The 19,976-nt window shown below is 67.4% G+C and carries 16 protein-coding genes and 1 pseudogene; 7 read left to right on the top strand and 10 right to left on the bottom strand.

Annotated features, from left to right (window positions below; translation table 11 throughout):
- Nucleotides 1–2,312, top strand: a 2,312-nt coding sequence (locus tag AC1DS3_RS08395) for an indolepyruvate ferredoxin oxidoreductase family protein (protein ID WP_477127002.1), incomplete at its 5' end; no start/stop codon positions are given.
- Between the two features lie 612 nt (nt 2,313–2,924).
- Here AC1DS3_RS08395 and AC1DS3_RS08390 read toward each other — a convergent pair.
- From AC1DS3_RS08390 to AC1DS3_RS08360, 7 genes are all read right to left on the bottom strand, one after another.
- Nucleotides 2,925–3,932, bottom strand: a complete 1,008-nt coding sequence (locus AC1DS3_RS08390; RefSeq protein ID WP_477127003.1) for a M35 family metalloendopeptidase — start codon at nt 3,930–3,932, stop codon at nt 2,925–2,927.
- Between the two features lie 66 nt (nt 3,933–3,998).
- The gene (locus AC1DS3_RS08385; protein ID WP_477109406.1) at nt 3,999–4,697 is read right to left on the bottom strand and encodes a hypothetical protein; all 699 of its coding nucleotides are present in this window, start codon (nt 4,695–4,697) and stop codon (nt 3,999–4,001) included.
- A 159-nt stretch (nt 4,698–4,856) separates the two neighbouring features.
- The gene (locus tag AC1DS3_RS08380) at nt 4,857–5,291 is read right to left on the bottom strand and encodes a hypothetical protein (RefSeq protein WP_441637487.1); all 435 of its coding nucleotides are present in this window, start codon (nt 5,289–5,291) and stop codon (nt 4,857–4,859) included.
- Complete coding sequence (locus AC1DS3_RS08375; RefSeq protein ID WP_441637485.1) at nt 5,288–5,905, bottom strand: DUF4166 domain-containing protein; 618 nt, start codon at nt 5,903–5,905, stop codon at nt 5,288–5,290. The genes AC1DS3_RS08380 and AC1DS3_RS08375 overlap by 4 nt, the downstream gene beginning before the upstream one ends.
- A complete protein-coding gene (locus AC1DS3_RS08370) occupies nt 5,896–7,407 on the bottom strand; it encodes a TIGR01777 family oxidoreductase (RefSeq protein ID WP_441637483.1) in 1,512 nt (503 codons plus the stop codon). The genes AC1DS3_RS08375 and AC1DS3_RS08370 overlap by 10 nt, the downstream gene beginning before the upstream one ends.
- 93 nt (nt 7,408–7,500) lie before the next feature.
- Nucleotides 7,501–8,049: a GbsR/MarR family transcriptional regulator gene (locus tag AC1DS3_RS08365; RefSeq protein WP_150991189.1), complete on the bottom strand. Its 549-nt coding sequence runs from the start codon at nt 8,047–8,049 to the stop codon at nt 7,501–7,503.
- A gap of 78 nt (nt 8,050–8,127) precedes the next feature.
- Nucleotides 8,128–8,742, bottom strand: coding sequence for an HD domain-containing protein (locus tag AC1DS3_RS08360; RefSeq protein WP_043350459.1), 615 nt, complete (start codon nt 8,740–8,742; stop codon nt 8,128–8,130).
- Between the two features lie 159 nt (nt 8,743–8,901).
- Here AC1DS3_RS08360 and AC1DS3_RS08355 point away from each other — a divergent pair, with 159 nt between their 5' ends.
- From AC1DS3_RS08355 to AC1DS3_RS08340, 4 genes and pseudogenes are all read left to right on the top strand, one after another.
- Entirely contained in the window at nt 8,902–9,321 is a 420-nt protein-coding gene (locus tag AC1DS3_RS08355) for a GNAT family acetyltransferase (RefSeq protein ID WP_441637481.1), read from the top strand.
- Between the two features lie 27 nt (nt 9,322–9,348).
- On the top strand, nt 9,349–9,762 hold the full coding sequence (locus AC1DS3_RS08350) for a VOC family protein (protein WP_441637479.1): 414 nt from the start codon (nt 9,349–9,351) through the stop codon (nt 9,760–9,762).
- The gene (locus tag AC1DS3_RS08345) at nt 9,759–11,150 is read left to right on the top strand and encodes an MFS transporter (RefSeq protein ID WP_441637545.1); all 1,392 of its coding nucleotides are present in this window, start codon (nt 9,759–9,761) and stop codon (nt 11,148–11,150) included. The genes AC1DS3_RS08350 and AC1DS3_RS08345 overlap by 4 nt, the downstream gene beginning before the upstream one ends.
- A gap of 256 nt (nt 11,151–11,406) precedes the next feature.
- Nucleotides 11,407–12,520, top strand: a pseudogene (locus AC1DS3_RS08340) (MFS transporter).
- Nucleotides 12,521–12,536: 16 nt separating this feature from the next.
- Here AC1DS3_RS08340 and AC1DS3_RS08335 read toward each other — a convergent pair.
- Nucleotides 12,537–13,439 carry a DODA-type extradiol aromatic ring-opening family dioxygenase gene (locus tag AC1DS3_RS08335; protein WP_477127001.1) on the bottom strand — a complete coding sequence of 301 codons (903 nt, stop codon included), beginning with the start codon at nt 13,437–13,439 and terminating at the stop codon, nt 12,537–12,539.
- A gap of 311 nt (nt 13,440–13,750) precedes the next feature.
- Between AC1DS3_RS08335 and AC1DS3_RS08330 the strand changes: the two genes are divergently transcribed.
- Both AC1DS3_RS08330 and AC1DS3_RS08325 read left to right on the top strand, forming a co-directional pair.
- Nucleotides 13,751–14,104 carry a hypothetical protein gene (locus tag AC1DS3_RS08330; protein ID WP_441637473.1) on the top strand — a complete coding sequence of 118 codons (354 nt, stop codon included), beginning with the start codon at nt 13,751–13,753 and terminating at the stop codon, nt 14,102–14,104.
- A gap of 218 nt (nt 14,105–14,322) precedes the next feature.
- The gene (locus tag AC1DS3_RS08325) at nt 14,323–15,639 is read left to right on the top strand and encodes an MFS transporter (RefSeq protein WP_477127000.1); all 1,317 of its coding nucleotides are present in this window, start codon (nt 14,323–14,325) and stop codon (nt 15,637–15,639) included.
- A 63-nt stretch (nt 15,640–15,702) separates the two neighbouring features.
- Here AC1DS3_RS08325 and AC1DS3_RS08320 read toward each other — a convergent pair whose 3' ends face one another.
- A complete protein-coding gene (locus AC1DS3_RS08320) occupies nt 15,703–17,022 on the bottom strand; it encodes a DUF3999 domain-containing protein (RefSeq protein ID WP_441637543.1) in 1,320 nt (439 codons plus the stop codon).
- A gap of 44 nt (nt 17,023–17,066) precedes the next feature.
- Nucleotides 17,067–19,922: a DUF2339 domain-containing protein gene (locus AC1DS3_RS08315; RefSeq protein ID WP_477126999.1), complete on the bottom strand. Its 2,856-nt coding sequence runs from the start codon at nt 19,920–19,922 to the stop codon at nt 17,067–17,069.
- Between the last annotated feature and the right edge of the window lie 54 nt (nt 19,923–19,976).

Raw genomic sequence — 19,976 nt, 5'->3', positions numbered from 1 at the left:
ACGTACGCGCGCGCATTGCCGCGCGCATCGCGGTGATCGAGGMCAAGGAAAAAGCCATGGCCGTGCCGCGCGTGGCGGCAGAGCGCAAGCCCTGGTTCTGTTCGGGCTGCCCGCACAACACCTCCACCAACGTGCCCGAAGGCTCGCGCGCGCTGGCCGGCATCGGCTGCCACTACATGACGGTGTGGATGGACCGCAGCACCAGCACCTTCAGCCAGATGGGCGGCGAAGGCGTGGCATGGATCGGGCAAGCGCCCTTCGCCGGTGACAAGCATGTGTTCGCCAACCTGGGCGACGGCACCTACTTCCACTCCGGCCTGCTGGCGATTCGCGCATCGATCGCGGCAGGCGTCAACATCACCTACAAGATCCTCTACAACGACGCAGTCGCCATGACCGGCGGCCAGCCGATCGACGGCAAGCTGTCGGTACAGGACGTGGCCTTCCAGGTGGCGGCCGAGGGCGCGAAGAAAATCGTCGTCGTCACCGACGAGCCTGAAAAGTACAGCGCCGCCATCAAGCTGCCGCAAGGCGTGGAAGTACACCACCGCGACGAGCTCGACAAGATCCAGCGCGAGCTGCGCGAGGTGCCCGGCGCCACCATCCTGATCTACGACCAGACCTGCGCCACCGAAAAGCGCCGGCGCCGCAAGCGCGGCACCTACCCCGATCCGGCCAAGCGCGCCTTCATCAACGACGCGGTCTGCGAAGGCTGCGGCGACTGCTCGGTGAAGTCGAACTGCCTGTCGGTGGAGCCGCTGGAAACGGAGCTTGGCACCAAGCGGCAAATCAACCAGTCGTCCTGCAACAAGGACTTCTCGTGCGTCAACGGCTTCTGCCCGAGCTTCGTCACGGCCGAAGGCGCGCAGGTGAAGAAGCCCGAGCGCCACGGCGTGTCGATGGACAACCTGCCGGCCTTGCCGCAACCGGCGCTGCCCGGCCTTGAACATCCCTACGGCGTGCTGGTYACGGGCGTGGGCGGCACCGGCGTGGTCACCATCGGCGGCCTGCTCGGCATGGCCGCGCACCTGGAAAACAAGGGCGTGACCGTGCTCGACATGGCCGGCCTGGCGCAAAAGGGCGGCGCGGTGCTCTCGCACGTGCAGATTGCCGCGCACCCGGACCAGCTCCACGCCACCCGCATCGCCATGGGCGAAGCGGATCTGGTGATTGGCTGCGACGCCATCGTCAGCGCCACCGACGATGTCATCTCCAAGACCCAGGTAGGACGCACGCGCGCCATCGTCAACACGGCACAGACGCCCACCGCCGAGTTCATCAAGAATCCCAAGTGGCAATTCCCCRGCCTGTCGGCGGAACAGGACGTGCGCAATGCAGTGGGCGAAACCTGCGACTTCATCAACGCCAGCGGCCTGGCCGTGGCGCTGATCGGCGACGCCATCTTCACCAACCCGCTGGTGCTGGGCTACGCCTGGCAAAAGGGCTGGCTGCCGCTATCGCTGGACGCGCTGGTGCGCGCCATCGAGCTCAACGGCACGGCGGTGGAAAAGAACAAGGCCGCCTTCGACTGGGGCCGCCACATGGCGCACGACCCCGAGCACGTGCTGTCGCTCACCGGCAAGCTGCGCAACACCGCCGAAGGCGCGGAAGTGGTCAAGCTGCCCACCTCCTCCGGCGCCCTGCTGGAAAAGCTGATCGCGCACCGCGCCGAGCACCTGACTGCCTATCAGGATGCCGCTTACGCGCAGGCCTTCCGCGACGCGGTGAACCGTGTGCGCGCTGCGGAAAGCGCACTGGTCGGCAGTGGCAAGCCGCTGCCGCTGACCGAAGCGGCGGCGCGCAACTTGTCCAAGCTGATGGCCTACAAGGACGAGTACGAAGTCGCGCGCCTTTATACCGATCCGGTCTTCCTCGACAAGCTGCGCAACCAGTTCGAAGGCGAGCCCGGCCGCGATTACCAGCTCAATTTCTGGCTGGCGCCGCCGCTGTTGGCCAAGCGCGACGAAAAGGGCCATTTGGTGAAGCGCCGCTTCGGCCCGTCCACCATGAAGCTCTTCGGCGTGCTGGCCAAGCTCAAAGGCCTGCGCGGCGGCATGTTCGATGTGTTCGGCAAGACCGCCGAGCGCCGCACCGAGCGCGCGCTGATCGGCGAGTATCGTGCGTTGCTGGAGGAGCTGACGCGTGGTTTGAGCGCAGCCAATCACGCGACTGCGATCACGCTGGCCAGCCTGCCCGACGACATTCGCGGCTTCGGGCACGTCAAGGACGACAACCTGGCGAAGGTGCGTACGCGCTGGACGGCGCTGCTTGAGCAGTTCCGGCATCCGGAGACGGCGCAGCAGGTGGCTTGAGTTTTAGCTTGAACGGAGCGCCGCCGCGAGGGGGCGCTTCGGTTGTTGTCGGACCCCACATTTTCGGAAATGTGGGGTCTTTTTGTTTCTGTCGCGACATGCCCGGCATCACGATTTCGCCCGGGCTGGCGGTTGAGTCCAACGAAATGGAGGCAGAGGACCCGTGTTCCGCTTACTTCTCCAGTGGCTGCGGCCCGGGGCAGCAGGGATGCGGACATCGCGGGATGATTGAAATCTCCGCAACGTTGGTGAGGTGGCGCAGTTCCGGACCTGGCCTCAGGTCGTCGCTAAATCTACGGACAGCTGATTCTTCGATGTCCACCTTGTCGATACCCATATTCGAAAGCGTAGACAATAGGTTCTTTCGCCTCTGCTCCGCCAGCTTGGCTGACACACCTACGCGCGCATTCTGGCGAACATAGACCAGATACTTCCCTCCACTCGGGAGCCACAGCCTAAGTTGTGCCCGCCAATTTGCCAGACGCATGACCTCACTTGCCGATAGATCAGATCGACCATTTGAAAACACGGGCTCGTAGTCAACGTACCCCAAGGTGCACCCCATTGTGGGAAGTGAAAACAAGAATACGGTCGCAACGAGTAGCCGTTTCACTATGGCCTCCACACCGGCGTCAGTCCATCCCAATTTGGAATGTTTGCAACGTAGGCAGCGATACTATCCGCATTATTCAGGCAGAACTTATCACGAGCAGCCTGCTTTTGTGCCCACTTGATATTGCTCCATGAATCCTCCGTATTCATTGCTGCTGGAAAATGCGATACCTCATGAATCAAAGTCGTTAGTTTGGAATCATTGGCCGATGGAGTAGCCTTATTTCGATTAGCCTCATCCGGCATCGTGCAGAAAAGGTGTCCAATGAAAATTGAATACGTCCCGTCCGGCTTGCAGATGGAGGCGGCCGCTGGAATCTCATCACCCTTCGCGCGCGGCACGCACCCAACCCGGGCGAGCGCTTCCTTTGTTTGGCGCTCATAGTTCCTGTCAGTCAGCCCGCGCATGACCTCCCGCATCCGGGCCAACCCATCACGCAATGTCTCGCGCGTATCCTCCCTCGCGTTGCCAAACCAAAGCCTGACCTTGTCCTGATCCGCCCGATTCCACCGGTCCAGTTCGACCAGACGGTCAGCCAGCAGCCGCACAGCCTTGTCCCGCAGCCGGTTCATCGTGGCGTAGAACTCCGCGTTGCTCATGTTCTGGCAGATCAGCGTGGGATCGTTTTCAGACGTTTCCCTGGGCGCCCCCGCCACCAGTTTGTTCGATGTCTCCACCGGCGCGGCGGCAGCGCTATCCGCCAGAAAATGCGTGCGACCGCCACGGTTCACCTGAATGGTGAAGGTGTTCTGCGAGGCAATGACAATCGGCTTGACGGCACATTTGCAGTTGACGCGGGCGCCTTCCACCAGGATCTGCTTGTCCATCAGGCTGAACGCGGGGTAGCAATCATTGGTGACGGTGCCGCCGCTCTTGCACACCGGGCAGGTGGCAAAGTCCCCCTCGACGCCAACCCGCGCGCCGTGGTGCGTCATCTCCCCGGTGCCCATCAGCATGCCGTTGTTACTGGTGCGATCCCCATCGCGAAGCGCACATCGCAAATTCATCATAAGAAGACCCTCTCTAATAGCGTGTTCTTGCGGAAACTCGATAGCCGGCCTGAAGCCGGCCGTTCAGGCAACCGCCTTGCGCTCCGGCTTGTCGAAGAAAACCGCGATGGGCACGAAGTGCCATTGCGCGGCTTCGGGGTCGTAAAGGGCAACCTGGTTGATCTGCGCCCCCACGGAGACCATTCCGGGCATGCGCTGTATGGCCAGCGCCACGGCCTGATGCCGTTGCTGTTCCGTCCAGCTTTCCAGCAGGCAATGCGAATCCGCGTGCGCGAAGAGCCCGGCGTGTTCGCGCAGGCGTTCATACTTGGCAATGCCTTGCTGGTCGATCTCGAGCTCGATGGCATCGTGCCGCGCTGGCGGGATCTCGTCGGTCTGCATCATGCAAACGCTGGCGAGCGCCCCTTTGCGCCGGACCACGATCCGGCCGTCGCTCGCGGCCCAGCCGCAGTGYAGGTTGATATGGAGCTTTCCGCCGCTATCCCGGATCAACGTCCGGGGATCGAAAGCCGCCGCATGCGCGACGTGATAAGGCTTGCCCGGGCTAGACACGAACGCCGCGTTCAGCAGTGCGTCAAAGGGCGAGATATGGACGGCCAGTGCCGAGCCGGCATCGGCATTGCCCTCCTCCACGAATTCGCAAGAGGCGTTGCACCAGTCCGGCTGGCCGTCTCCTGGTGCGTAGTTGATCAGCACGAACAGGGCTGGCCGGGTATGCAGAACAGGCCCGCATGGGCGAAAGGGCGTGTTGGGCAGCGCCATAAAAGTGCACCTCCTATAGGTTACATTTGGGGTGCCTCAACCTATACCCAACACGGTGCGATGAAAGAATAGGAAATTTCTCCTTTTGCTTGGGAATTGCGCGAAGGCAGAGCAATGCCGGGAGATGGAAAGGGTTAAGGCATTGCTAACGCAGCGATATCAGCGGTCCCGATGCTTCAACGCGAACAGGGTCATCCCCCAGAACGGCACCCACCAGATCAGGTCGCTGCACAGCACGAACAAGCCACTGCGCCATGCGAACACGCCGGTCAGCGCGCCGTGCAAGAAGCCCAGCGGCCCCAGCGTCTTGCCCACCAGTCCCACCACCACCAGCGGCCAGTAGCGCAGCATGTCCTGCGCCGCGATCCAGTAGCCCAGCGCGTAGACACCCACCATCATGCCGATGCAGCGGATCATGGCGTCGGGCGTKGCCGGCATGCCCAGCCAGTCGAAGATCTGCGACGGCCACAGGCTCAGCGCAATCGCATAGAGCAGGTTATAGAGCGCTGCCAGCCGCAGTACGGCGGGCATCCACGCCGGTACGCGGGGCAGGCTGACGGACGCATTGCGCCCGATGGTTGAATTGGACCTCATGCCACATTCTCCAGGTTAGGTTCAGGTTCGGGTTCAGGTTCGGGTTCGGGTTCGCGGATGGTCAGCACGCCGTCATAGCGCAGCAGGTAGCCCAGGCGTGGCGCCCATATGCGCACGTCGCAGCGATAGCTGTGCGCATCCCGTGCGCGTTCGCTGGCCAGCACGTGCAGCCACGGCACGGTCAGGCCGAACAGGCTGACGCCGCGGCTGGCCTGCCACAGCCGGCCGGTGCCATCGACACGCGTTGCCAGCACGATTGCCAGCGGCCCCATGCGCTCCGTCACCTGCCCGGCCCGCGCGAGCCGCATGTGGCTCGCCACGATGTGCCCGCCGATGCTGCGGTGCCAGCGCTCGCCGGCGGGCTCCGGCGAGATGCTCACAAGGGTCGCCGCCGCCGCCGCGGGCCGGGGCAGCGCCGACAGCCGCATCAGCGCGCGCAGCCAGCGCCGCGCGCTCCAGCGCACCCTTAGCGAGCCGCGCAGGTGCACGCCCTCGGCACGATGCACGCGCTGCAGCACCGGCGGCAGGCTGGCAAGGGCGGCACCCAGCATGGTCCCGTACAGGCTTTGCGGGCCACCATCCGTGCCATGCGCGGCCGACGTGCTCATCGACATGCCCGCCCGTTGCCGAGCAGGTCCTCCAGCGCCAGCTGCAGGGTCGGGAAGCGGAAGGCATAGCCCTCCTGCTGCAGGCGCGCAGGCGCCACGCGCAGCCCGTCGAGCAGCAGCGTGGCCTGCTCGCCCAATGCCAGTCGCATCGGCCATGCGGGCGTAGGCATGAAGGCGGGCCGGCGCAGCAGCGCAGCCGCCGCGCGCACGAACCCGGCCTGGCTCGGGGTATCCGGCGCAACCAGGTTATAGATGGCGGCAACCGCCGGGGCGGCTTGCGCGGCGTCACCCCGGCAGAGCCAGGCGATCACGCCGAGCACGTCGTGAATGTGTACCCAGCTCTGCGCTTGCCGGCCGCTGCCCATCGGGCCGCCGAAGCCGAGCCACACCGGCATCAGCATGGCGGGCAGCGCGCCTTGATGGCCATAGACCACGCCGAGGCGCAGGATGGCTAGCGGGATGCCGAGCGGCGTCACGGCGCGGGCCGCGTCCTCCCACTGCTGGCACAACTGCGAGGCAAAGATGTCCTGCGGCGCGCTGGCCTCGGTACGCTGGCTCAGGTCGTCGTCACCCTGGATGCCGTAGAAGCCCACCGCCGAACCGTTGATCATCAGGCGCGGCCGGTGCGCCGCAGCGGCCAGCCACGCCGCCAGCGCGCGCGTGGTGGCCACGCGGCTTTGCACCAGGCTGTGCTTGCGTGCGGCACTCCAGCGCGGGCCGAGGATGGGCGCGCCGGCAAGGTTGATCACCACRTCGAAGCGCACAGCCGGATCGATCTGCGCCAGCGAGCCGACGCATGCGGCGCGGCCGTCGAACAACTGCGCCGCCACGCGCGGGTTGCGCGCCCAGATCGTCACGCGATGGCCATCGGCCAGCAGCGAGCGCACCAGCGCCTGCCCGATAAAGCCGGTGCCGCCGGTCAGCAGGAACGATTGCGCGCGCCGGGAGGGATCGGCGCCGGCGAAATCGAACGACGGCGTAGCGCCGGCGCGGGCCGCCAGCGAGCGGCTTGCGAACGCATCGCGCACGCCAGAGGCGGCCACGCCGAGCGCGAATACGCTCAGCACCCAGCTTTGCCAGCCTTGCGGATTGAGGTGCAGGCCCGATGGCAGGTCCCACCAGGCTTGCGAATGCCAGGCCAGCAGGCCAAAGATCACGCCGCCGTTGATGGCCAGCACGGTATGCGTCACCCGCTCGCTCGGCGGCAGGCTGCGGGTCTGGTCTTCCACCACGAAGTCGCGCAGCGTGAGCAGGATCTCGATGGCGACGATGGCCCATAGCGGCACCAGCCAGGCGCCGCCCCAGGCAAACCACGCCAGGCCGCCAAACAGCACGCCATACAGCACCGCCCGGATCGCGTGCAGGCGCAGCTCCGGCGCGGCGTTGTGCTGCTGCGGCAAGGCGCAGCGCAGTTCATGATGCCAGACGGTATCGAAGGCACCCATCAATCCCTGCACGATCAGCAGGTTGAGGATGACGGTGTACAGCGTGCCGCTGGTGGGGTCCATCTCAAGCATCCTTATTTACATTAATTTCTGTCTTAAGAGAAATATCTGGCCCAAAAAAGCGGCCACCGCGGCGGCCTGCTTTTCATGCCTGTGCTACTTGCCGGCTTCGCGGGCGCGCTGGTCGCCACGCACCAGCTTCTGGATACGCGCGCCGAGCTTCATCACCTTGACCAGGGTATCGGGCGAGAGGCGCAGCATTTCGTCGCCCCAGCTGCCCAGCGTTTCCATCAGCTGCAAGGTGGCGATGATGCGCTTTTGCACTTCCTTGCTCTCCTTGGCGAACGCGGGATTGTTCACGCATTCGTGCAAGGCGTCGATGGTGGGATCGAACTCGCGCTGCTTGCGCTCGCGCACCACGGTGCGGAACAGGTCCCACACATCGGTGATGGTCTCGAAGTGATCGCGCCGGTCGCCCATCATGTGCACGGTGCGGATCAGCTTCCAGTTCTGCAGCTCCTTGAGGCTGTTGCTGACGTTGGAGCGTGCGACGTTGAGCGTGTCGGCGATTTCCTCGGCCGGCAGCGGGTGCTCGGCAAGGAACAGCAGGGCGTGAATCTGCGCGACGGTGCGATTGACGCCCCACTTAGAGCCCATTTCGCCCCAGTGCAGGACAAAGCGTTGTGCGACCGGTTGAAGTTCCATGCCTGACAGTTTATCTGTTCGGAAATTTCCGTCAAGACAGAAATTCAACTTCCTGCAGTCAACCTATGGTGGCCAGGTTCAGGCCGGCTGCGCCAGCGTGCTCTCGTTTTCCTTCACGTACATGGAGTTGCGCGGGCGGGCGAACACGCGCCGCACCATCGGCTCGAAGAACGACAGCGGCAACGTGTCGTAGTCCTGCATGAAGGCCGCGCCGTCGTACTTGGCGCAGAATTCCGCGGTGCGCTCGAACAGCGCGGGCTGGTCGCGGAATTGCTCGCGCAGGTTGCGGTCCAGGCCCAGGTGATGAAAGAAGTAGTAGCCCTGGAACACGCCGTGCTTCTCCACCATCCACAGATTCTCCGGGCTGACGAAGGGCTTGAGGATGGCGGCGGCGATGTCGGGATGGTTGAAGCTGCCAAGCGTGTCGCCGATATCGTGCAGCAGCGCGCATACCACGTACTCCTCGTCGCGCCCGTCGCGGTGGGCCAGCGTGGCGGTCTGCAGGCAGTGGGTCAGGCGGTCGATGGGAAAGCCGCCGCAGTCGCCGTCGAGCAGCCGGAGGTGATCGAGCACGCGGTCGGCCAGCGCCTGCGCGAAGGGCATGAACTCGGCGGATATCGCCGCCCAGTCCTCGCGCGTGCCTTGTTCCATGTGGCTGAAGGTGGCGCGGGCGTGCGTGGTCGTTTCGCTCATTGTGGGGTCTCCGTGCAGGGTGATCCTGCTAGTTTTGCTTGTTTTGTTTGTGATGAACAACGATTGAACAAACATCGAGCAACGATTCTGGCACAGGTTTGGGGGCTACACTGTCAAGGACTTAACATTGCCGCCGCCTGCCGCGGCGCATCGATCCGCATGCAGATCCGCCCTTACCTGGCCGCCGACGAAGCCGCCATCATCGACCTCTGGCAAGCCTGCGGCCTGACCCGGCCATGGAATGACCCGAAGAAAGACATTGCCCGCAAGCTGACCGAGCAGGCCGAGCTGTTCCTGGTGGGCGAAGTCGAGGGTCGCCCGGTGGCATCGGCCATGGTCGGCTTCGACGGCCATCGCGGCTGGGTCTACTACCTGGCGGTGCACCCGGATCACCAGCGCCGCGACTACGGCCGCCGCCTGATGGCGCACGCCGAGCAGTTGCTGATCGAGCGGGGCTGCCCCAAGATCAACCTGCTGGTGCGCAGCGGCAACAGCAAGGTCATCGACTTTTACCGCAGCCTCGGGTACGCGCAGGACGAGGCGGTCAGCCTGGGCAAGCGGCTGATTCCGGATATCTGAGCGCTGGGAGCGCTGGGAGTTTTGGCCATGTTCCGCATCCTTGGCATCGATCACCTCGTCCTGCGTACCGGCAACGTGACGGCGCTCATGCGTTTCTATGTGGACGTGCTTGGCTGCAATGTCGAACGCGTGCAGGCGGAATTCGGCCTGATCCAGTTACGTGCGGGCAGCGGGCTGATCGACCTGGTAGCGTTGGACGGCCCCCTGGGCCGTGCCGGCGGCGCCGGGCCGGGCAGGGAAGGCCGCAACCTCGACCACTTCTGCCTGCGCCTCGATCCATTCGATGCCGACGCGATCGGCGCCCACTTGCGCGCGCACGGCGTGGAACCGGGTCCTGTGGAGATGCGCTTCGGCGCCGAAGGCAAAGGCCCCTCGATCTACGTGCACGACCCGGACGGCAATATGGTGGAGCTCAAAGGGCCGCCCACGGGTAAGCAATAGCCGCCAGCCCATGTGACTCAAGGTGGGCATTCCGCCTGGATGCCCGCTACAATTCCCGCTCACCCCCTCGCCGCCAAGCGCGCCATCCGCCTCCTCGCGGCGGCCATTGCGCGGCGGTACATACCGCGTCCAGGCGCGCCATGACACGACAAGACGCCCCACCCGGCCCACGCGCCATCTCGCCACGCCAGCTGGTCTGGACCCTTGGCATCACCGAAACGATTTCCTGGGGCACGCTGTATTTCGCCTTCACCGTGTTCATCGGGCCGATGAGCGCGACGCTGGGCTACTCCAAGCCCTTCCTTGCCGGCGGCTATTCGCTCGGGCTGCTGGTCTGGGCGATGTGCTCGTTCGCGGTGGGCCGCCTGCTCGACCGCGTGCCGGCGCGCGCCGTGATGTGCGCGGGTTCCGTGCTGGCCGGCTCCGGCCTGCTGCTGTGGGCATGGAGTCCGAACCAGGCGGCCTTCCTGCTGATGTGGATACCCATCGGGCTGGCCATGGCGACCACGCTGTACGAGCCCGCCTTCGTCGTGCTGCGCCAGGCCTTTGGCGATGGCTACCAGAAGTCCATCGTCACCGTGACGCTGATGGCGGGCTTTGCCAGCACCATCTTCGTGCCGCTGGCGCAATGGCTGGTGCTGCACCTGGGCTGGCGCGAGACGCTGCTGTGCTTCGCCGGGCTCAACCTCTTCGTTTGCGCGCCCTTGCACGCCCGCCTGCGCTATGCGGCGCATGCCACCTACGCGGCCGCGCCGGCGCCAGCCCCGCTGGCGGATGCCGCGCAACCGGGCATCGCCGGGATCGCGCTGCGCCAGCCGGTATTCTGGGCGGTGGTGCTGGCCTTCACCGCGCTGGCGGTGATTGCCTCGCTGCTGGGCGCCCACCTGATCCCGATGCTGACCGAGAAGGGCTTGCCGCTGGGCGAGCAACTGGTGGTGGCGGCGCTGATCGGCCCGGCGCAAGTGGTGGGCCGCCTGGTGATGATGCGTTTTCCCGTGCGCCACCCGCTGCGGCTGTCGCTGCCGGTCTATCTGGTGATGAGCCTGGGCCTGCTGTGCTTTGCGCTCGGCTATGGCAAATGGCTGATGCTGGCGGCGGTGCTGTATGGCTGCGCCAACGGCATCAACACCATGCTGCGCGCCATGGCCATGCCGGAACTGATCTCGCGCCACCATTACGCCACCCTCAACGGCCTGATGATGACGCCGGTGCTGCTGATGCAGGCCGCCGCGCCTTGGCTGGGCGCCTTGCTGTGGCGCGCCGCGGGCGGCTACTGGCTGATGCTGTGGGTGATGGTGGCGCTGGCGCTGACGGCGCTGGCGGCTTTCGGCTTTGCCCTGCACCAGCGCGGGCTGCTGCGCGCGTCCAGCCACGCGGCGGCGGCGTAGCCGGCCACGCTGGCTGGCCGGCTGCGCCGCCGGTCATGCGCCCGACGCACCGATATGCGACGATGCAGGGCTCGATTACCCTGCAGCGCCCGCCAGGGCACCTCCCGCGCTGCCCCCGGCGCGGTTGACCGTGCCCGCCGCCAATATGCCAGATTCTGCTTCCCCCGACCTGACCCAGCCGCCCTCCTCCTCCTGCGCAACGCTCGCCGCCGCACCAGTCTGCGCGCGGCGCGTGGAGCACGCCGCGCGCGCCACCATGGCGCTGTTTTTTGTCAACGGCGCCACCTTTGCCACCTGGGGCGTGCACATCCCGACCATCAAGGCGCGCTTCGGCTTGTCGGATGCGGTGCTGTCGCTGGCCATGCTGGCCGTGGCCGGGGGCGCCATCGCGGCGATGGGTCCGGTGGGGCGCTGGGTGGGGCGCGTGGGCAGCGCGGCCGCTTGCCGACGCAGCGGGCTGGTCTACGCCCTGGCTACCGTGGCCATCCTGGCCATGCCGGAGTTTGCCTTGCTGATCCTGGCGCTGATCGCCTTCGGCATGGCCAACGCGGCCTTCGACGTGGGCATGAACGCGCAGGCCGCCACAGTTGAAGCCAGCCGCGCGCGGCCCATCATGTCCGCGCTGCACGGCATGTTCAGCCTGGGCGGCATGGCAGGCGCGGGGCGTGCTCCTGGGCCTGGGCGTGCCGCCGCTGGCGCACGCCCTCGGCATGGCGGTGCTGACCGCTGCGGTCACGGCGGGCGCGGCGCCCTGGCTGCTGGACGACCATCCCGTGCCGGCACCTTCCGCGCATCACCGCGCGCATGCGGTGCGCGCGCTCTGGCTGCTGGGCCTGATGGCGTTCCTGGGCCTGGTTGGCGAGGGTGCGATGTATGACTGGTCCAGCGTCTACATGCGCGAGGTGGCGCTGGCGCCGGACGCCTGGATCAGCGCCGGCTATGCCGCCTTCTCCGGTGGGATGGCCTGCGGCCGCTTTGGCGGCGACCGCCTGCGCGCGCGCTGGTCGGATGCGCCCACGCTCGGCGCCAGTGCCTGGGTAGCGTTCGCGGGGATCCTGCTGGCGCTGTCGTGGCCAGCGCCGGCGGCATCCCTGGTCGGCTTCGCGCTGATGGGCCTGGGCGCGGCGAACATGGTGCCGATCTTCTTCGTGGCGGCTTCGCGCCTGCCGGGTGTGGCGCCGGCGGAAGCCATCTCGCGCGTGGCGCGCTTTGCCTATATCGGCTTGCTGATGGGGCCGGTGATGATTGGCGGCGTGGCCCATGTCAGCAGCTTGCAATACGGACTGGGGGTGGTTGCCCTCACCATGGGCTGGATCGCCGCGGCGGGCGCGCGCCTGGCGCGCCCTTACCTATTGGCCCGCAAGGCATGACGCCCGGGGGGCTGGCTCAGGCAGCCTCGCTCCACGCCGGGGCAGGGTGCGTGCCGGCCCCTTCGAACACGAATGTATCCATCGCCAGCACGCCATAAGTGACCTCATCGGCCACGCGTGCCACGCGCGCCACGCCGGCCGGCGCCTGCTCGGCGGGCACGCCTTCATGCGGGCCCAGCGCCGCGCCCAGCGCCACGAAGAACGGCAGCAAATGCTMGTCGGCGGGATGGGCGCGGCGCGCATACGGCGCCTGCGCGCGATAGTCCGCTAAGCGCGTGGTGTCACCGGTAGCGAGCGCATCGTCCAGTGCCTGGATCATCCAGCCGCGGAATGCCTCCACATAGGGCTCGACGGGCGAGCCGTGCTGCTCGCGCCGGCCCCCGGCACCGAAGAYTTCCTGCAGGTTGTGGGTAAAGCTGCCCGAGCCGAGCACCAGCACGCCCTCGTCGCGCAGCGGCGCCAGCGCCCGGCCGATCTCGATCTGGGCTGCGGGGGGGAGATAGGGGTTCAAGGCCAGCTGCACCACCGGGATGTCGGCATCCGGGAAGAGATGTCGCATCGGCATCCAGGCGCCGTGGTCCAGCGGGCGCTCATCGTCCTGCAGCACCACCGCGGCGCCGGGGACTTGCGCGGCCTCGACCAGCGCCTTGACGCGAGCGGCCAGCCCCGGCGAGCCCGGGGCGTCGTAGCGCAGTTCATACAGCGCGCGCGGGAAGCCGCCGAAGTCGTGCCAAGCCTCCTGCCGCTCGCGGGTGCCGACCACCAGGGTGCTGTAGATCCAGTGCGCCGAGACGACCAGCACGGCGCGCGGCTTGCGCGCCCTGAGCACTTGGCCGAGGGCGTCGAAGGCGGCGCCGCTCGGGCCCGGCTCGAGGGCAAGCATGGGCGAACCGTGGGAGATGTAGATGGCGGGAAGCATGATGGCGGCCTTCAAATCCTTTTGATAGCAGTGTTTAGTTTGACAAGACTGCCCTGCCCCAGCGCCACCCATTTGCGGACACCTCCATCAAAAAACTTGAATTCACGCGGCGCCACCGCACTTCCCACCACCGCATGCGCACCCTGCCCACCCCGCGAGCGTGGGGTGCACCACACGACGCTTTAAAGATTCGGACACGCGGCGGGCAATCGGCTTATGATTCCAGCACGGGGTCCGGTCCAGCTTTGCGCGGCGCAATGCGTTGTCCGCGCGGGCCCGGGCAAACCCCGCATGACTGGATACGACGCGCCATGAAGCGTGTCAGGCTGGAGAACACCGTGGTCAAGCGCACAGCCCACAGGCCCTTGCTGCCCCATGCGAACTGGTGGCAGCCAGGCGTGTATGCCAGCGGACCGGCTGTGCTCCTATGGATCGCCGCCCGCCTGCCCGCCCCCCTGCTGGTGGATGTATTCAACGCGCCTGACGCCCCGGCGCTGCTCAACCATGTGGGCGATTCCGTCTTCGTGGCCGGGTGGGTCGGCAGCGCCCTGTGGCTGTGGCTCACGCGCCAGCGGCCGGATACGCCAGAATCGCAACAAGACGCCGGCCCGGGCGAGACGCCCGATGCCCGCAGCGCGCGCCAGCATCACGCCAGCCAGCCCTGAATCCCCRCCATCGCGCCACCAGGATGCGGGCACGCGCATGCGTGCTTCACGTGGAACATTCCATGGGGCGCTGGCCGCTCAGCCGGCCATGCGGACCTGACTCCACACGCTGCCATCCTGCTGGCCAATTAAAGAATCGCTTACTATTCTGCCTTTCAGAACGCATGCCCGGTTTCGGGGCAGGCCTCCCGCCGATTTCCCACCGCATCAAACGCCACATGCAAGCCAACGCTGCAATACCTCAAGTCCACGAAATATCCAAAACCCAACGACGAAAGGCCATCCTTGCCGCCACCATCGGCAACGGCCTGGAGTGGTTCGACTTCACCGTCTACAGCTTCTTTGCGCTGATCATTGCCAAGCTGTTCTTCCCCACCGGCAATGACCTCACGTCTTTCCTGCTGACCGTCGCCACCTTCGGCGTGGGCTTCTTCATGCGCCCAGTCGGCGCCATCGTGCTCGGCGTCTACGCCGACCGCGTCGGCCGCAAGGCAGCGCTGACCCTGACCATCCTGATGATGGCGCTCGGCACCGCCATCATCGGCCTGGCGCCCACTTATTCGTCGATCGGCATGTGGGCACCGGCGCTGATCGTGGTGGCCCGGCTGATCCAGGGCTTCTCGGCCGGCGGCGAGGTTGGCGGCGCCACCGCCTTCCTGATCGAGCACGCCCCCGACGAGGAGCGCGGCGCCTACGCGAGCTGGCAGCAGGCCAGCCAGGGCATTTCCTTCATGTTGGGCGCTGCCATGGGCGCGCTGGTGATCAACGGCCTGGAGCCGGAGCAGATCGACGCCTGGGGCTGGCGCATCCCGTTCCTGTTCGGCCTGCTGATCGGCCCGGTCGGGATGTATATCCGCTCGCACCTGGAAGAGCCGCCTGCCTTCGAGGCCCGCCGCGCCGAACGCGCTGTCAGCAAGGTCAAGTTCTCGCCGCTCACGCAGGTGCTGCGCGACCATCCGCGCGAAGTGCTGGCCGGCCTGGGCGTGACCATCCTGTGGACGGTCTGCACCTACGTGCTGGTGTTCTACATGCCGTCGTACGCCAAGCAGCAGCTCGGCCTGCCGCTGGGCGCCACCTTMCAGTCGACCGCCCTGTGCGGCGCCATCATCCTGGTGCTGTGCCCGCTGATGGGCATGCTGTCCGACCGAGTKGGCCGCAAGCGCATGCTGGGCACCGTGGCGCTGATCATCGGCGTGCTGGCTTATCCGCTGTTCCACTGGCTCAACGTCTCGCCGACCACCMAGACCCTGCTGATGGTCCAGGTGATCCTGGGCATCCTGCTGGCGGCCTTCACCGGCCCGGCGCCGGCCGTGCTGGCCGAGCAGTTCCCCACCGAGGTCCGCTCCACCGGCCTGTCGCTGGCCTACAACTTCGCCGTGACCATCTTCGGCGGCTTTGCCCCGCTGATCGTGACCTGGCTGATCGCATCGAGCGGCAGCAAGCTGGCGCCGGCCTACTACGTGATTGCCGCGGCTGCGATCAGCTTTATCGCGCTGCTGTTCATGCACGACCGTACCGGCAAACCCTTGCAGTAATACCGCCCTACGTCGCATTGGATTGGAAAAGGCCAGCCGCAAGGTTGGCCTTTTTCTTTGCGCTCAGTCCGGCGGCGCCTGCGGCGCGCCCAGCACCCGCAGCAGCCGCCAGGCCATCAAGCCCAGCACGCCGACCGCCAGCAGCAGCGCACCCCACAGGATAAAGCGCCGGTGGCGCTGGGTGTCCGAAGGCACGGCCGCCGGCGGCGATGCCGTCATGCCTGCGATCCGGGCGTCGGCGATCACCGGTGCGGGCCCGGCCAGCAGCTCAGCCCGCGCGAGCGCCCCGGGTTCTTGCGCCGCGCCTGCCGGCTCCCCCACCGCCAGCGAGAACGGCCGCGCGCCGCGCGCGACAAAGGTCACCACGGCGGGGCGCCAGCCAAGCGCCAGCACCGGCATGCCGGCGCCAAGCCCACCGGCGCGGGCATCCACGCTCAGGCGCCACTGGCGATCCGTGTTGCGCCCGATCGCCAGTTGCGCGCTTTCCTGCTCGGTACCCGCCGCCCCGGAAAGACGGTAGAGCTGTGCGCTGCTGATCATGCGCCAGGATGCCTGCGCATCGGGCCGCGACCACAGCGTGGCCTGCACCACCGTGTTGGTCTGCGGCAGGCGAACGCGCACGCGCTCGGCCGGAAAGCGTCCGCCGCTGTCGAACAGGTAATCGCCCCCAGGCTTGGCCTGCGTGGCAACGATGCCATCGCGCCATTGCAGCGCCAGCGGCGAAGGCTGGCTGGCCGCCACTGTCTCCACCTGCACGCGCGCCGGCACGGGCGGCGCGCCCTGCCACTGCAGCCGCAGGTAACGCGCCCGCAGGCGCCCCAGCGTAACGCGGTCCTGGCTCAGCGTGCTGCCCTCGCGGCTCAGCCGCAACAGCTGCGCGCCGCCCGCGGCCTGCCAGTGCTGCAGGTCGTCGCTGCTGGCAACGTCCACCCTGCCCAGGTAATCGCCATCCGGCAGGCCGATCACCACCGCGCTGGCGTCGTCGCGCAACTGGCTCAGGTCGATCAGCCATGCTCCGGCAGTGCCGGCTGCCGGCGGGGCGCTGGCGGCGCGCAGCGCGCCGTCGGTCCCGATCACCACGCCCAGGGGCGCGGACTGCCGCGACTGCGCGGCCGGCAGCGCGAACCACGGCACCTCGCGCAGCGTGCGTACCTCGGCCGCCGGCTCGGGCGGCAGATCGAGCGCGTAAGGCAGCAATTCGCCTGTTGCGTTGCGCACGCGCAGGTCAGCCAGCCCGGGGCGCGTGCTATGGGCGTAGACATCGGCGTCCAGGGTCACGGCGTAGTACGCCGCGTCGCGTTCGGTCGCCAGCGCGAACCGCTCAGCCCGCGCGGGCAGCGGCAGCAACAGCGACGACAGCAGCGATGGCAGCAGCGCGGCCATCAGCATCGGCAGCACCCGCCCGCCTGCGGTTCGGAAAACCGCCGTCACGTCGCCTCCTCCTGCTTTGGCGGCAGGGGCGAGAAGTAGCCGATCAACAGCAGCAGCACGCCCACGCCGATAAACGAGATGATCCGCTCGATGCCCTTGACGAAGGACAGGTCGAGCAGGAACAGCTTGACCACCGTCACGCCAAGCAGCGCGCCCCCCACAAACCACAGCGCGCGCGAGCCGCGGCGGGTGGCCGCCACCATGGTGATCAGCGCCAGCACGGTCCAGAACATCGACAGCGACGCCTGTACCAGCGTGGAGCCGCCCAGGCCCTCCAGCGTGTAGGGCACGCCGGCCCAGTGGTGCAGGGTGCGCAGGAGCACGGCGTTTAGCCACAGCAACACCGTGGCGATCGCGGCGTACCCGAGCACGCGTGGCCGCGTGGCCAGGCCCGCGGCGGCAAGCCGGTGCTGCCACAGCGCTACCGCCAGCATAGCAAGCAGCTGGGCGACATCGAGCGGGTTGAGCAGCGGCAGGTAGGAAAGCGGCGCGGCATCGCCGTCGCTGGACACGCTGGCAATGCTCCACAGCCACAGCAGCGCCACCAGCGGCAGCGCGCCATATAGCAGGTAGGCACGCTGGAAACGCCCCACCGGCCAACGCAGGCGCCAGCCCCAGGCCGAGAGCAGCGCCAGCAGCCCGCCATAGCCATAGGCCCAGGCGCTCCAGCTCCAGGCGCCCTCCGGCACATAGGCGCGCAGCCGCCAGTAAGCCTCGGTGGACAGCAGCACGCACACGGTCCAGAACAACAGGGCATGCATGGGCGCCAGCAAGGCATCGCGCTCATCATCCTGTTGCCGCCACAGCAGCAGCCAGGCCGCGCCAAACACGGCCAGCCAGGCGAGCGCGCCAAAGCCGAGCAAGGGCGACGCCGACTGCACGATGCAGCTAAGCACGGCCAGGACCGCCAGCACCGGCGCCATGCCCTGCGCCGGCACGCTGGCCAGCGGCCACGCCAGGACGCGCCGCGCCAGGTGCGCCAGCCACGCGCTCAGCACCATGAACAGCGCCAGCATGTCGAGCAGCGCGCGCACTTGCCAGCCCCGCACGCTGTACCAGTGCAGGATTTCGATCACGCCGCCGCCCAGCCACCACAGCAGCCCCCACAACGCCGCCCCCTGGCCAAGCGGCGCGCATGGCGCGGACCAGGCACGCGCCTCGGGCCGCCCGTGCAGGCGCCAGCCGCTGAAGACACCGGCCACCGCCAGCAGCAGCGTGCCCACGTAGCGGCTGTTCAGCACCGGCCACGCCAGTTGCGTGGCCTCGAACAAGCTGCCCGCGGCAAACGCCGCACCGGCCGCCAGCTGCAGCAGCAGCCCGCTGGCCAGCGCAAGGCGCCGCTGCTGGCGCACCCCCACCCACACCACGGCAGCGCCTTCCACGGCCCATACGGCGCTTGTGGTGCGCTCGTCGAACGCCAGCGGCACCGCCAGCGACGCAAAGATGACGCCCAGCGCCAGCACGGCTTCAAACAACAACCCCAGGCGATCGCGGCGCGCCGCCAGCCACGCCGCCAGGCCAAGATAGAACGCCGCGAGCGCCACCGCGCTCCATGCCATGGCAAAAGGAATGTTGCGCACCAGCGCGGCCTGCAGCCCCATGGCCAGCAGCGGCGTGCCAAACACCAGCGTGCCGTCCACGTAGTCCTTCAGGCTGACCTGCCGGCGCAGCGCATAGCGCAGCGCGATGCCCGTATACATGAGGAAAAACAGGATCAGGAACGGCTCCGTGGTGGCGAGCAGTTCGGGCCGGTAGTTCAGCGCGCCCCAGGCCGTGCCAATGCCGAAGGTAAACGCAAAGCCGAGCAGGTTGAGCTGGCGCCAGGCCCGGAACCAGGCGATGGCAAAGATGCCGGCATTGAGCAGCGCGTAGTAGCCAAACAGCATCACATGGCTGCCGCCGCCCGTTGCGATCAGCACCGGGGCAAGGAAGCCGCCGGCGCTGCCGGTAAAGGCCAGCGCCGGGGCGTTCTGCAGCACCGCGAGGCCGCCGGCGAGCGCGCAGATGGCCACCATCAGCGGGAACGCGGCCGCGGCCGGCAGCAGGCCGTAGAGCTTGGTGGCGGCGAAGACGGTGAGATACAGCACGCCCACGCCACCGCCCTGCAACACAAGCGCATAGGCGGCGCGCCGCTCGCGCAGGCGCCAGCCCGCCATCAGCAGCACCACCGCGCCAGCCGCCACGCCAGCCAGCCGGAACTCGACCGGCAGCATGGCGTTGTCGGAGGCATACTTGAGCAGGAACGCCACGCCGAAGAACAGGATCAGGATGCCCACCCGCACCACGCTGTTGCCGCCAAGCAGCCAGCCGCGCGCGGCGGATATCGCACGCTCGACGAAGTCGGGTTCGCGCGGCCCGAGCGTGGACGAAAGCGGTGGTTCAATGTGGCGCGCGCTTGCCGGTGCGGGAGCAGGCGCCGATGCCGGAACGGGCGCGGAGATCGGCGCAGGCGCCGCCTCGACCGGGATCGGGATCGCCGCCGGGGGGAACGGCGCTGGCACGGCGGCGCTGGCAGCCGGCTCGAAGGACGGGAATTCGCTGGCTGCCACCGTACCCGGCGCTGCGCCAGGGGCCGATGTGGCTGATGTGGCCGATGGAGTGTCCACGCTCTCGCCGCGCAGGCTCGCCAGCTCGCGCTTCAGCGTGGACAGCTCCTGCTCAAGCCGCAGCACGCGGGCTTCGAGCGGAGCCGCCGCCGCGCCCCGCGCTTCGCCGTCAACAGAGGGCCGGGTGGGCCGGTCGCTGACCATCCAGCCAAAACCGAAGCCCAGGACCGCGCCTGTCAGCGCACCACCAAACCCGGCCGCCACCATGCCGAGCACCAAGCCAATCACCCCGAATATCCAGCGCATCAGATGAGGTTTCGCCTAAGAAGGTTGGGGAAGGCGGCGGCMGTTGGTGCGGAT

The sequence above is a fragment of the Cupriavidus sp. 01L46 genome, assembly GCF_056399905.1.
The sequence above is the reverse complement of the archived record's forward strand: the minus strand, read 5'-3'. Positions and strand labels throughout refer to the sequence as shown.

Excerpts from the sequence above, each read along its gene's own strand:
- AC1DS3_RS08390 (WP_477127003.1), bottom strand. The coding sequence starts at position 3,932 with ATGAATTTGCGATGTGCGCTTCGCGATGGGGATCGCACCAGTAACAAC.
- AC1DS3_RS08375 (WP_441637485.1), bottom strand. The coding sequence starts at position 5,905 with ATGTCGATGAGCACGTCGGCCGCGCATGGCACGGATGGTGGCCCGCAA.
- AC1DS3_RS08365 (WP_150991189.1), bottom strand. The coding sequence starts at position 8,049 with ATGGAACTTCAACCGGTCGCACAACGCTTTGTCCTGCACTGGGGCGAA.
- AC1DS3_RS08360 (WP_043350459.1), bottom strand. The coding sequence starts at position 8,742 with ATGAGCGAAACGACCACGCACGCCCGCGCCACCTTCAGCCACATGGAA.
- AC1DS3_RS08355 (WP_441637481.1), top strand. The coding sequence starts at position 8,902 with ATGCAGATCCGCCCTTACCTGGCCGCCGACGAAGCCGCCATCATCGAC.
- AC1DS3_RS08350 (WP_441637479.1), top strand. The coding sequence starts at position 9,349 with ATGTTCCGCATCCTTGGCATCGATCACCTCGTCCTGCGTACCGGCAAC.
- AC1DS3_RS08330 (WP_441637473.1), top strand. The coding sequence starts at position 13,751 with ATGAAGCGTGTCAGGCTGGAGAACACCGTGGTCAAGCGCACAGCCCAC.
- AC1DS3_RS08320 (WP_441637543.1), bottom strand. The coding sequence starts at position 17,022 with ATGGCCGCGCTGCTGCCATCGCTGCTGTCGTCGCTGTTGCTGCCGCTG.
- AC1DS3_RS08315 (WP_477126999.1), bottom strand. The coding sequence starts at position 19,922 with ATGCGCTGGATATTCGGGGTGATTGGCTTGGTGCTCGGCATGGTGGCG.